Here is a 12838-nt window from a genome sequence, read left to right as displayed (position 1 = left end):
ACCATAATCCGAAGATCAAGTACTTTTTTAATGTTTTCGTAATTTAACCTATATTTATAGTTATCACTAATTAAATAGCCTGAATATAGAGCGATAACTATAACGCAATAGCTTTTAGCGTAATTTTTGAGAGCTGTTTAAATTTATTTATAAAAATCAACCATCAATCGTACATGGAACAATCAATCCTCTGTCAGCATTTTTAACAACTTTTGATTCGTCTTTTATCTAGCGATTAAAATTATTATATATATCAGTACGCTATATAGGGGGAATGTTTCTTGCTTGAATACAAAGTCTAATTTACGACCACATCAAAAATAAAAGACGTTTTGATGGTGTAAAGATTAGATTTGGCCATCTTGGTCAAGTTACCAAACCAAAGAAGTTTGGAAAACGTTTCTAAACGTAGGCAGTAAAACGCTGCTCATAATTATAAAACAATAAAGGAAGATTCTATGTTACGCAAACAGCTAACAGTGCTCGGAACCGGGTGCTTTTTGGCGATGTCTGTGCATAGTGCTTTGGCATTATCTAATTCAGACCGCAGTTTACTCACTTTAGATGGTTCAACCTCTCATAATTTAAAAACAACCTCTAGGTACATTATTCAGTTAAAAGACCAACCCGCCATTAGTGGAGTCAAATCAACTGGCATCCCGTTAAAAGCAGATGGTGTCTTGAACACAGCAAAATATGATGCCAACTCTGTCGCTTCAATTACGTATCGCAATAAACTAGTTAACAAACAAAGACAGGTAATGAGTAGTGTTGGTGTAACTGAAGCAATTTACACCTATGAGCATGCGTTCAATGGTTTTGCGGCAGTTTTAACAGAAACACAAATTGCTAAACTAAAAAGTAATCCAGAAGTTTTGAACATATGGCCAGATGAAGTAAGACATATGGATACATCAAACACTCCTAGTTTTTTAGGATTGACAGCGCCTGGTGGACTTCATACTTTAGGCAATAAAGGCGAAAACATGATTATTGGGGTAGTAGATTCTGGTGTATGGCCAGAAAACCCCAGTTTAGATGACGCCGGTTTTGACCCTATCCAGGAGACACGACCTGAATGGCCAGCTCCTGAGGATGCTTGTGATGTAGGTACTGATCCACTGTTTAGTTGTAATAACAAATTAATCGGTGCACGTTATTTTAATTCAGGCTTCGCACCTGAATCTATCTTACCTGGTGAATTTGATTCCCCTAGAGATGCCGACGGTCACGGTACACATACCATAACTACAGCGGGCGGGAATGAAAATGTCTCAGCAACAATTTTAGGATTAGATGTCGGTACAGTAACAGGTATGGCGCCAAGAGCTCGTGTCGCTGCCTATAAAGTTTGTTGGAATGGCAGTGCGGAAGGTAATAGCGGATGTTTCCCAACTGATTCTGTAGCGGCTATTGATGCTGCAGTTGCGGATGGTGTAGATGTTATTAACTATTCTATCAGTGGAAGTACAACGACCTTAGTCGATCCCGTACATGTAGCGTTTTTCAATGCAGCTCAAGGCGGAGTATTTAGTTCACTTTCTGCTGGTAACTCTGGCCCTGGCGCACAAACTGTTGCCCATAATGTTCCATGGGTAACGACAGTTGGCGCATCAACATACGATGGAGATGCAGAGGTTGTAGGGAAATCTCTTAATGTGAGTTATGGCGATACGAATGACGCATATTATTCATTAGGTGGTTCAATTACTTCTCCAATTCCTGACGAAGGTCTTAGTGGTCAATTGGTAGCGACATCTCCAGTATTCATGTGTGACGAAGATCCAGATATTTTTACTGGTAACAATCCAATTACAAATGCTGAAGAAATTGACGGAAATATCGCTTTAATTTCCAGAGGTTCATGTGCATTTTCAGAAAAAATTCTATATGCACAAGAAGCTGGCGCAATCGGGGTGGTTGTTTATTCAACTGCTGAAGCGATCGTCATGGGCGGTGAAAGCACTGGAATCAATATTCCTGGTGTGATGATCTCTAATTCTGATGGATTGGAATTAGTAGATTTAGTAGATGAAATGGTTGTAAGTGTTACCTTAACCAATGATGGTATTTCTGGTGGCATAATTCCACAAATTGGCAATCAGATGGCCGGCTTCTCTTCACGTGGTGAAAGTCTAGCAACAGCAGATATCATTAAACCTGATATCACAGCCCCGGGACAGCAGATTCTAGCGGGGACTTCCGGTTCTCAAATCGACAGCGGACAGATGGGTGAAAGCTATGCTTATCTAAGTGGTACTTCAATGTCATCACCGCACATTGCTGGTTTAGCTACCTTAGTTAGAGAAGCTCATCCGACATGGAGTCCTGCTGCGGTCAAATCAGCTATAATGACGACTGCAAGACAAAACCTAACTAAAGAAGATGGTTTAACTGCTGCTGATCCATTTGATTATGGAGCAGGTCATGTTGATCCTAATTCAGCGGTTGATCCTGGTCTTGTTTACGATGCTAATTTTAATGACTACTATGCGTTTTTATGTGGTCAAGGTGAACAAGCATTCGTAGAATCAGATTACTTCCCAGGTGCTTGTGCAGCATTAGAGGTTGCTGGTTTCCCAACTGATGCCAGTGATCTCAATCTTGCTTCCATTGCAATTGAACAACTAGCAGGCACGCAAACCATTACACGTTATGTGACTAATGTAAGTGACTCTGATAGCTACGTTGCTACAGTTAACGCTCCAGAAGGTGTTGATGTCACTGTAAGTGTTTACGATTTTGCCACAGGAACAATTGTTGATTCAGATACTATGAGCTTCAACGATAGTGGTATGGGTATTTATCAGTTGACCTTTACTAAAAATGACAGTGCAGTAGAGGATGAATGGGTATTTGGTGATATAACATGGAGTGATGGAAGTCACGATGTTCGCAGTCCAATCGCTATAAAACCAACAGCTCCACTTAGAGTTATCGCTCCTGAGACTGTAAACATGACTACTACAAGTTCTGTTGCACGGGTCACATTATCAGCGGAAATGGGTTATAACGGCAGATTGTATGCTGAAGGAATTGGCCTAGATACTGCTGATGTATTTGTAGATACCGTTTATCAGGATGCTGACCAAGAATTCGCTTTCAATGAAGGTAGTTTAGGTTTTTACTTTGTAGACGTGCCAGAAGGTACTCGCATAGCTAAATTCGCCCTTTATGACGAAGATCAAGCCACTGCTGATGTTGATTTGGACTTATATGTTTATGCTTGTCCAGGTTTTAGCTGTTCAGAAGTTGGCTCTAGTTTAACCGCTACATCGAATGAATCTGTTGTCTTAATTGATCCTGAGCCTTTAGCTAATCTAGGAAATAGTGACATTTATGTCGTGTTTGTACACGGTTATTCATTGGGTGGCGAAGACAGTGTTCTCGCTCCATTACACGTCTGGACTGTCGATGAGTCTGGTACTACGAAAATGACTGTTAGAGCATCTTCACGAGCTGTTAATGGTCGTACAAGTAACGTTTATGTCGGTATGTATGGACTGCAAAGTGGTGAAAACTATGTTGGTGGTGTCATATATAAAGATGAAAACGGAGATGAAAATGCACTAACTGTTCTTGATGTTGAAGCTCAATAATTAGTTAGTTATTTCAAAAATTAAAAAAGCCCGCAATCGCGGGCTTTTTTTATGACCCTAACCCGCCCTAAAAAGCGTTGACACTTTTCAAATTTAATTTGCAGAATGTAATGCAATTAATGACTAAACATTCTCAAAAAAGTCTGTTTAAGCGATTATGAATTAGCTATTCAATAACAAGTAGAAAAAGGTCAGCTTACTTATAAATAGACATAGGATAAATACCGAATATAAGTACACTGCCAGATTAATTGAGTTTCGTTAGCATGCACGGTTAAACTGGTCTAAAGAAACCACTATATTTCAATTGGCGGTTTAGTCATGTCCCAATCAAAATCACATCAAATACTGGAACAATGAATTAAGGATTTAAGACTGAAGTAACAAATAACCAGCTTCAAGCTTTGTTATCCAACCCAATAAAAAACAATTGATAACCCATAATCGTATTTTTGCTGCCAGCGACAAAGAGTGCGTATCATAAAACACCAAGTATTGAAGTTCATCAATCAAATTGAGGTGTGAAATATTGCTCAAATCAATATCAGCACTTAATTTAAAGAGTACCTTATAAAAAGTTTGGTGACCGTCTGATATGATTATTTCCAATAAATCTACTGCAGAGCAGTTTAACGGTATCCAAAAAATGAATATTTGCTGTTAAAGATTAAAGATGTAGGAAAGGCGCAAAAAAACTTGAAGAATAAGTGCGGGTTAGCCATAAAAAAGACCCCCAGTCTTCGGATTTTTCAACTATTGGGGGTCACATCTAAAGTTCTATTTTGTGTTTAAATTACTATATTACCAGCCCATACTACGCACGAGTCAGAGATAACAATTTATGGTCTGGTGTAATGCACACTTTTGCCATTAGAAGGTTGCAAATACCTATCACGCAGTTTTGTCTGACGAGATGTCATTTCAACTAACTCACCATTAATGATAACAACTTCAGCACCCTCGGCAACTTCCATCGGATCGCCAGACCAAACCACCACATCAGCTTGTTTGCCTTTGCTCAGACTACCAACTTTGTCGTCTATACCAAATATCTTGGCTGGGTTAATTGTTAACGCGGCAAGGCCAGCATCCCAAGGTAAGCCGTGAGAAACAGCATTTCCAGCATGTTGCTTGGCTAAACGAATATTGTGGGTGTTCATACCAATAGCAATAATTACACCGGCCTTTTGCAAGCGACCAGCGTTTTCCATTGTTGCAGCTAATTGGTCGAATTCGTACGGTAAATTCGATTCAGGATTCAAAATAACAGCAATATCTGCTTGCGCTAATTGTTCAGCCACTTTCCAACCTTCAGTTGCATATAGAACTACAACATCTAGTTTAGGATGACGTTTTTTCAACGCAATCACTTGCAACAAATCCGCTTCACGATGAGCCGCGATCATTAGTGGAATATCGCCTTTTATAACAGGTATTAAGGCAATTGCATCATCAAGACTGCTTATACCGTACCACGGGGATTGAGGATTGAACGTTTTACCATCGACATAGCTTGCCTCATCTAAAGCTCGTTCCAAAGCTACCCATAACGCAGCTCGACTGCCGCCGCTGTTATTTGCAGCGCCATTGTCGACACCAGTAGAGACAAAAGCGGACTTTTTCATTAGTGCTGAACTGCCCTGACCAAGGGTAATAATTGCACCTTGTCCAGTAAACAATTGTCCAGTTCTGTTCATGCTTGTCGCTGCTGAGGTAATTCCTTCAATTCGAGATATAGCCATTAACGAAGAATTAGGGTTAAGTGCATAAGATACGTCATACGCAGCACCGGTTTTGCTAATCGCATTGTCAGAAGAACTGCTGTCTACTGTTCCTGCAGAGGAACTTACTTCTACCAATCCCAAAGACGTATAGGCACCAATCAGACCAGGTGTGACTACTTTGCCTTTACCATCAATAATCTCATAGCCGGTCAACGCAGGAGTTTCGGTTAAAATCGTCTGAATTTTACCTTCACTAATTAATACAGTAGCGTTGGTTAATGTGCCCTGCTCTGTCATGGTGTGAACTGTGGCATCAACAATCGCAATATTTTTTGCTATCGCATTATTATTAATAATGCTAGCAACGGAAACCGCCAACACAGCTAAAGAAAGTAATTTACTTAAGTTAATCATTTGCTGTCTCCTTCACCTGGTTGTCCTAATTCAAAATCACTTACCGGCCAACTACTTGGATCGTTACGATCAAAAGCAAGGGCTCCATCAATGTATACGTTGACGGTTTTAGCATAAGTAGAAAACGGATCTGTACTCCATAGTACTAAATCGGCGTTTTTACCTACTTCCAATGAACCTGTTTGATCAAATATTCCTAATGATTTAGCAGGATTTGCAGATAGCCACTGCCACGCATCAGCTTGTGAGATCTCAATTCCAACTCGCTTACCATTTCCCCAGGCCTTAGCTGCTTCTTGGTTTAAACGTTGAATGCCTTTGTCGTCATCAGAATGCACTATGGCGCAGGCCCCAGCAGCATGGACCATAGGGATATTCTCTTGAATACCATCATAAGCTTCCATCTTAAAGCCCCACCAGTCAGCCCACATTGAAGAACAAACATTGTTTTCTTTTAAACGATCCGCAATTTTGTAAGATTCAACGGCATGATGAAAAGAACCAATTTGATAGTTAAACTCTTTCATTACATCCAGCATTGTGCCCATGTCATCAGCACGATAACAATGCATATGAACGATGATTTCACCATCCAACACACCTGCTAAGGTTTCTAACTTTAAATCCCTTTTCGGAACTTTAGGATCCTTACCTTGATCGTACTCTGCATAATATCGATCCCATTTATTTTTATAGTCTTGTGCATCTGCCCAAGCTTGTCGATACCCAGCTACGTTACCCATTCGTGTGCCGGGTCCACCTTTTTTGCCATATACACGTTTTGGATTTTCTCCACAGGCCATCTTGATGCCGTACGGAGCTCCTGGAAACTTCATATCTTGAATCACTCGATTGGGCACATTTTTAACGGTTACCGATCTGCCCCCCACTAAATTGGCAGAGCCTGGCAATATTTGTAAACTGGTGACACCTCCCATAAGCGCTCGATGAAAACCAGGATCCTGTGGCCATATTGAATGCTCCGCCCAAGCTTGGGCTGTTACTGGATTAGTCATTTCGTTGCCATCAGAATGAGAAGCTGTATCGGGTGTGGCATAAACGCCTAAATGGCTATGTACATCAATAATCCCAGGGGTAACCCATTGCCCTTTACCATCAATGGTTTTAGTTCCATCTGGCGCACTAACTGATTTTCCTATCGCCTTAATTTTACCATCGCTAATAAATACGGAACCGGATTCAATGTAACCACCAACACCGTCGAGAATATGCACATTTGTAATTAAAGTCGGTTCACTGTCCATCGCTTGATAAGTACTAGGGAATGGATTTTTATTCAGGGTAACTGGCGGTTCTTTTTCTGGTTGTTCTGCATCACAACCAGCTAATAACACGCTAGCCAAAACGCTTAGGGAGACCCCTGCGTAGGTAGATAGTATTTTCATGATTTCCTGCCAAAAAGTAAGTTCGTTTATTGTTGTTTTTATCGATAACGGATGGTCAAACCCTGCCCAGCTTTTATTGTTAATCCAAATAAAATCTAGAACATAGAAAGCAGAGCGAGTTTTCTTAGAATTAAATATACCAGTTGTTGAAGATACTGCAATTAACCTGCCTGAAGTTCATCCCAAGGAACTTCACATTCACCTAGATTTGTGGCGATGAATGCAGATTGATCTGCAATGGTAACTGTCATATCCATTGTTCTTTCAATTAATTCAGTAAGTTGACATATGTGTTGCCAATCAAATCTATAGAATTTTGCATTTAGCTGTTTAAATTTTGTGGCTGATTGCTGCCACCACACATCAGACTTAGTATTAAAACTATAAACAATCACATTAGAGGCCAAACGAGTAGCTTTTTTAATTCTTTCTGCGTCAGGCTCACCAATTTCTATCCATAAACTTATGTCATCATTTGGCTGTTTCACCCAAATGTCCGGCTCTGCGGTTTCGCTTAATCCTTTGGTTAATTCCAGTCCATCTTGAGCATGAATACAAAAAGCAACAATTCTAGCCATCATCCGCTGCGTTGTTTCAGATGGGTGTTGTGCCACTATTAAACTCAAATTATCATAATGATGCCTGTCCATGTCAGCCAACGAAATACGAAACTTATAAATTGTCGGCTTCAATGCCATTTCAAATCACCTATAATAATTGTTGTTAAAAAATATCTTTTAGCTAAAAACATCACTGTCTTGATAGTGCTGCAGAACAGACACAATATCGGCTGATTTAGTCATTGACCGAATGCGCATAAACAAGCTTTCAGCTTCTGGATATTGCACTTTTAAATAGCCTAACCATTGTTTTATACGGTTCGGATAATAACGACCTTTATCACCAAATATTTCATATCCTGAATAGCTTAACAGTAGTGCTTTAACCTGTTCCCACGTCATCTTACTAGCATCCTGTCGTATAACTTGAGCTAAATTAGGCAAAGCTAACGCACCTCGTCCCAACATAATGTCCTGGCACTCAGAACGCTGCTGACAAAGGATTGCATCTGCCTTCGACCAAATTTCACCGTTAGCAATAATAGGGATCTGCGTTTGTTGGCGTATTTTGGCAATCCACTCCCAATAAGCAGGCGGTTTATATCCTTCAGTTTTGGTTCGCGCATGAATCGCTAAACTGCTGGCCCCTGCGGCTTCAATAGCCTGAGCATTTTCAATCGCTAAAGATTTATCTTCAAAACCTAAGCGCATTTTGGCTGTCACTTGGTGTTGTTGAGGAACCGCCTCACGCACTGCCAAAACGATTTTATAAAGAGCTTCAGGCTCTTTTAAAAGTACTGCTCCGCCTTTACTTTTATTGACTGTCTTGGCGGGACAGCCAAAATTCAAATCCACACCATGAGAACCTAATTCAATCGCTCTAACCGCATTTTCCGCCAGCCAATCAGGTTCTTGCCCTAACAGTTGCACCTTTACTGGCACACCTGAAGGTGTTAATCCATGGTGATGTAATTCAGGGCATAGACGATAGAATACTTTAGTCGGTAAAAGTTGATCTACCACACGCACGAATTCAGTTACACACGAGTCAAATCCGCCGACTTGAGTCAACATATCGCGCATTAGATGATCAACCACGCCTTCCATAGGCGCTAACACAATTTTCATTTCAATTAATTAAATTTTAGGGAAACAGAAAGTGGCGGATTGTAGCAAAAATGGCGCTTTTATGATCTGTTATTTGGTACTTTATTACGTTGATTTTCACGCTTTTGAGTATTTAATAATATATTTATTTTTTGCTCATCATCAGCACTCCCCCAGATTAAAATTTCTTCTAGGCTACGGTTACATCCCAAGCAAACATCATGTTGGTCTAAACAACAATTTCGAATACAAGGAGAACTGATGTTTTTGGATTGTAATTTCATTACTCTTATTTGGTCACTACAGTTTTCCGAAATGCCTCAATTTCCTCTTTTGAATAAGGACTGTTAACGCGCTTTGTAGAGGCTGGATGACTTTGTAGGCTAACCCCTAGCCTAAAAGGCCTCGCTGGCCTTATTGGTCTTGTGCTAAAACCACCTCCACAATTTGGACAAACATTCAGCAATACAGAATCGACGCAGCTCTGACAAAAAGTACATTCGTAAGTACAGATACAGGCTTCGGTGCTCTCAGGGGGTAAATCTTTATCACACCACTCACAATTTGGCCTAAGTTCAAGCATGATTGTCTCCTGTTAATCTTTTACAACAGTTGGCTGTTGATTTTCTTGTTTTAATTCGGATTCAGAAACCCAGTTAAACGAATAAGGATCAAAATGTAATTCGATAGTCGGCTTTATAATGGCAAAGTATGGTGATATATCAAAGTCCTTAGGTACAAAAAGTGTGTGGTGCCTAGATTGGAAAAAATGATTTATTTTAGATCTGACAAGCGTACTTTGAGGCCGTGTAATTTTTTGTGGCAAAATGGGGTAACCAATTGATTGAAATGCTTGTGCCAATAATGAAGAACAAATTGCTCTAGTCGGATCTCCGCTCCCCAGAGACAACATATTCCGCCTCCACCCCACAGGTACCGGCGGAGTTTGGATTAAATAACGAGCTAAATCGAGAATATTTTTGGTATCGTATTGATGCCCAATTCTTTGTCTCGCATAGTCTACAATTTTGTCAATATCCTGTTGATTGAGACTGACTGGCCGACAAATTCTTGTCCCTTGATCCACATATTCCTGTAAATTTACCACCCTGACACCCTCCACAACATCAGCTTCGAGTAAATGGACTTTAGCAATATCTGGATTTTCAATACCGTATTGGTCGCTTATGCATAGCGTCGCGTGTGACCAAGTAGACTGAGTTAAATATTTAATTGCGGTGCTCACCCTACTTACACCATCAATCAACAGCACATCGCCTTTTTTGAGGGTTTTTAATAAAGCATCAGGCTCGCAAGTGGTCTCACTACGATAGGTTGGGCTAGGCTTTTGTAGAAAGTGCGCTATTTTATTGCCTATCCAATTCAATGGATTCAATGCTATTTTCCAATAAATTCGAATTGCACCTAATATGCTACAGCATAGATATTTGTGCAAATTAGCAATTGGATACACATCAGATGTCCCATTGACCTTTTAGATCCTGTCATCCTGGATGCTGATAGCGTGGACAGCCATGAAAAATGTCAGCCACTTTACCTATTATTTTTCAGACATAAAAAAACCGCACTAAAAAGTGCGGTTTTTCTAATTGGCGTCCCCAAGGGGATTCGAACCCCTGTTACCGCCGTGAAAGGGCGGTGTCCTAGGCCTCTAGACGATGGGGACAAAAAATCTTCCTTCGGAAACATGTTTCCGAGATTTTTTGTAAGGTGAGTCGAGCCTGCGAGAGGAACGACATTATAGAATAGTGAACTACCCTATAACTATAACGAGCCTTACAAAAACAATTTTCTATCACTACTATTTACTTAATTCGCCCAGGAGTGTGAATTAAGCGTTCCTTGTTGCCGTTACCGACCACCGAGTACATCCTATACTCTGTTCAAAATGGCGTCCCCAAGGGGATTCGAACCCCTGTTACCGCCGTGAAAGGGCGGTGTCCTAGGCCTCTAGACGATGGGGACAGAAATTTTGCCTATCGAAGCAAGCTTCGATAAATTTCTGTAAGGCGAGTCGAGCCTGCGAGAGGAGCGACATTATTGGATGGTGAACCACCCTACAACTTAAAACGCCTTACAAAACAAATTCTTGTCATATCTAATGCTTACTGGCCTAGGTGGTAGTAAACAATCCATGATATTGGTGGAGCTAGGCGGGATCGAACCGCCGACCTCTTGCATGCCATGCAAGCGCTCTCCCAGCTGAGCTATAGCCCCGTGCTTTATGTCACTAGTGGCTAAGCTGTTTTAGCTAGCTACCATTCCTTGACAGCGGGGCGCATTCTAGGCATCAGACCTTTTCATGTCAACGATTTTTTTATGATTTTTTTATGATTTCTCTCTGTTTGCTATATAAATGAGCGCTTTGTCGATTCGTTGAGCAATTTGTTCAGGTTTTAACAGATTTAGAGTGACGTCTAGTGACGGCGAATTCCCTGCCCCTGTAACGGCCACACGCAACGGCATGCCGACTTTACCCATTCCAATCTCTAATTCTTGCGCAGTGTCATTAATTGCGTTCTGAATTGATACAGGCGTCCAGTCATCAATATTAGATAATTTTTCTTTTACTAATAACAACGCTTCTTTAGCAACTGGACGTAAATGTTTTTTCGCGGCATTGGCGTCGAACTCTTCATACTCTTCATAAAAATATCGACTAATCTGTGCCAACTCTACCAAGTTTTTTACACGATCGGCTTGCGCTTCAATAACAGCTTCAAGTTTAGGTCCATTAGACAAGTCTATGTTCTGTTGTTCAAAATGCCATCTAGCGTGTTCAGCTACTTCATTCGCAGGAAGCGTTTTAATGTAATGTTGGTTCAACCAAATAAGCTTTTCAGTATTAAATGCAGAAGCTGATTGGCCGATTGAATCTAAATCAAATAATTCAATCATTTCCTGTTTAGAGAATATTTCTTGGTCACCATGAGACCAACCTAAACGAACAAGGTAATTCAACAGGGCTTGAGGTAGATAACCATCATCTCTGTATTGCATAACACCCACGGCACCATGTCGTTTTGATAATTTTTTTCCATCATCTCCTAAAATCATCGATACGTGAGCATATTCGGGCACAGGTGCGTCCAGTGCTTTTAAGATGTTAATTTGACGAGGCGTATTATTAATATGATCTTCGCCACGTACCACATGAGAAATTCCCATATCCCAATCATCTACTACTACGCAAAAATTGTAAGTGGGGGTTCCATCACTGCGCTGAATAATCAAATCATCTAATTCAGCATTGGCAATTTCGATCTTTCCTCGTATATGGTCGTTGATGACCACTTTACCTTCGAGTGGATTTTTAAAACGAATAGCAAAAGGTTGTCCTTCAGGATGATCCGTTCTATCTCGCCATGTTCCAGGATAACGAGGCTTTTCTCCCGCGGCCATTTGCTTTTCGCGAATATCGTCTAATTCCGCTGAGCTCATAAAACACTTATAAGCTTTCCCCTCGCTGAGCAACTGTTCGATCAATTCTTTATAGCGATCAAATCGTTTAGTTTGATAATAAGGTCCGTCATCGTAATCCAAACCTAACCAATCCATTCCTTCCAAAATGGCATCGATAGCCGACTGGGTAGAACGCTCAATGTCAGTATCTTCAATCCGTAAGACAAACTTACCTCCTTTACTCTTGGCATATAACCATGAGTAAAGTGCAGTTCTGGCACCTCCTACATGTAAATAACCGGTGGGACTAGGGGCAAATCGGGTGATCACGGACATTATTGTTTCCTTTTTAATTAAGTGCGCGAAGTTTACCAGTCTACGTAGACTAAAAAAAACCAATTTTAGAAACTAATAAGTGATAAATGAGATTTTTAAGCCATTTTGTACATTAAACGCACGGCAAAACTACGTAATGGATAGAAAATCGCCATTTAAACAATATTTTTATAGTTTAGGGTTGACAGTCTAAGTCGCATATCTATAATAGCGCTCCACTTGCCAAGCACAGCAAGTAAAAAAGAAAATTGGACGCTTAGCTCAGTTGG

At 40.5% G+C, this 12838-nt stretch carries 9 protein-coding genes and 3 tRNA genes; 1 reads left to right on the top strand and 11 read right to left on the bottom strand.

Features of this window, described 5'->3' with window-relative positions:
• The first annotated feature begins 458 nt into the window (after window positions 1-458).
• Window positions 459-3599: a S8 family serine peptidase gene (locus KO530_RS12370; protein WP_216048754.1), complete on the top strand. Its 3141-nt coding sequence runs from the start codon at window positions 459-461 to the stop codon at window positions 3597-3599.
• 839 nt (window positions 3600-4438) lie between these two features.
• On the opposite strand, the gene KO530_RS12365 is transcribed toward KO530_RS12370, so the two are convergent.
• From KO530_RS12365 to gltX, 11 genes are all read right to left on the bottom strand, one after another.
• Complete coding sequence (locus KO530_RS12365) at window positions 4439-5737, bottom strand: amidohydrolase family protein (RefSeq protein WP_216048753.1); 1299 nt, start codon at window positions 5735-5737, stop codon at window positions 4439-4441.
• Window positions 5734-7143, bottom strand: coding sequence for an amidohydrolase (locus KO530_RS12360; RefSeq protein WP_216048752.1), 1410 nt, complete (start codon window positions 7141-7143; stop codon window positions 5734-5736). The genes KO530_RS12365 and KO530_RS12360 overlap by 4 nt, the downstream gene beginning before the upstream one ends.
• Window positions 7144-7304: 161 nt before the next feature.
• Window positions 7305-7841 carry a YaeQ family protein gene (locus KO530_RS12355; protein WP_216048751.1) on the bottom strand — a complete coding sequence of 179 codons (537 nt, stop codon included), beginning with the start codon at window positions 7839-7841 and terminating at the stop codon, window positions 7305-7307.
• 39 nt (window positions 7842-7880) lie between these two features.
• Window positions 7881-8831 (bottom strand): tRNA dihydrouridine(16) synthase DusC, encoded by a 951-nt coding sequence (gene dusC, locus KO530_RS12350; RefSeq protein ID WP_216048750.1) that lies wholly within the window; start codon window positions 8829-8831, stop codon window positions 7881-7883.
• A 59-nt stretch (window positions 8832-8890) separates the two neighbouring features.
• Window positions 8891-9094, bottom strand: a complete 204-nt coding sequence (locus tag KO530_RS12345) for a DUF1289 domain-containing protein (protein ID WP_216048749.1) — start codon at window positions 9092-9094, stop codon at window positions 8891-8893.
• Window positions 9095-9099: 5 nt separating this feature from the next.
• A complete protein-coding gene (locus tag KO530_RS12340) occupies window positions 9100-9393 on the bottom strand; it encodes a DUF1272 domain-containing protein (RefSeq protein WP_216048748.1) in 294 nt (97 codons plus the stop codon).
• Between the two features lie 12 nt (window positions 9394-9405).
• On the bottom strand, window positions 9406-10206 hold the full coding sequence (locus tag KO530_RS12335; RefSeq protein ID WP_216048747.1) for a YiiX/YebB-like N1pC/P60 family cysteine hydrolase: 801 nt from the start codon (window positions 10204-10206) through the stop codon (window positions 9406-9408).
• 215 nt (window positions 10207-10421) lie between these two features.
• Window positions 10422-10497 (bottom strand) — tRNA-Glu (locus KO530_RS12330).
• A 223-nt stretch (window positions 10498-10720) separates the two neighbouring features.
• A tRNA-Glu gene (locus KO530_RS12325) sits at window positions 10721-10796 on the bottom strand.
• Between the two features lie 176 nt (window positions 10797-10972).
• Window positions 10973-11048 (bottom strand) — tRNA-Ala (locus KO530_RS12320).
• 111 nt (window positions 11049-11159) lie between these two features.
• Window positions 11160-12569, bottom strand: coding sequence for a glutamate--tRNA ligase (gene gltX / locus KO530_RS12315; protein ID WP_216048746.1), 1410 nt, complete (start codon window positions 12567-12569; stop codon window positions 11160-11162).
• Between the last annotated feature and the right edge of the window lie 269 nt (window positions 12570-12838).

The organism is Aliiglaciecola lipolytica (genome assembly GCF_018860635.1).
GTDB classification, from domain to species: domain Bacteria; phylum Pseudomonadota; class Gammaproteobacteria; order Enterobacterales; family Alteromonadaceae; genus Aliiglaciecola; species Aliiglaciecola lipolytica_A.
The sequence above is the reverse complement of the archived record's forward strand: the minus strand, read 5'-3'. Positions and strand labels throughout refer to the sequence as shown.

What these genes read in the sequence shown, in the direction of transcription:
- KO530_RS12370 (WP_216048754.1), top strand. Translation starts at nt 459, where the DNA reads ATGTTACGCAAACAGCTAACAGTGCTCGGAACCGGGTGCTTTTTGGCG.
- KO530_RS12365 (WP_216048753.1), bottom strand. Translation starts at nt 5,737, where the DNA reads ATGATTAACTTAAGTAAATTACTTTCTTTAGCTGTGTTGGCGGTTTCC.
- KO530_RS12360 (WP_216048752.1), bottom strand. Translation starts at nt 7,143, where the DNA reads ATGAAAATACTATCTACCTACGCAGGGGTCTCCCTAAGCGTTTTGGCT.
- KO530_RS12355 (WP_216048751.1), bottom strand. Translation starts at nt 7,841, where the DNA reads ATGGCATTGAAGCCGACAATTTATAAGTTTCGTATTTCGTTGGCTGAC.
- dusC (WP_216048750.1), bottom strand. Translation starts at nt 8,831, where the DNA reads ATGAAAATTGTGTTAGCGCCTATGGAAGGCGTGGTTGATCATCTAATG.
- KO530_RS12345 (WP_216048749.1), bottom strand. Translation starts at nt 9,094, where the DNA reads ATGAAATTACAATCCAAAAACATCAGTTCTCCTTGTATTCGAAATTGT.
- KO530_RS12340 (WP_216048748.1), bottom strand. Translation starts at nt 9,393, where the DNA reads ATGCTTGAACTTAGGCCAAATTGTGAGTGGTGTGATAAAGATTTACCC.
- gltX (WP_216048746.1), bottom strand. Translation starts at nt 12,569, where the DNA reads ATGTCCGTGATCACCCGATTTGCCCCTAGTCCCACCGGTTATTTACAT.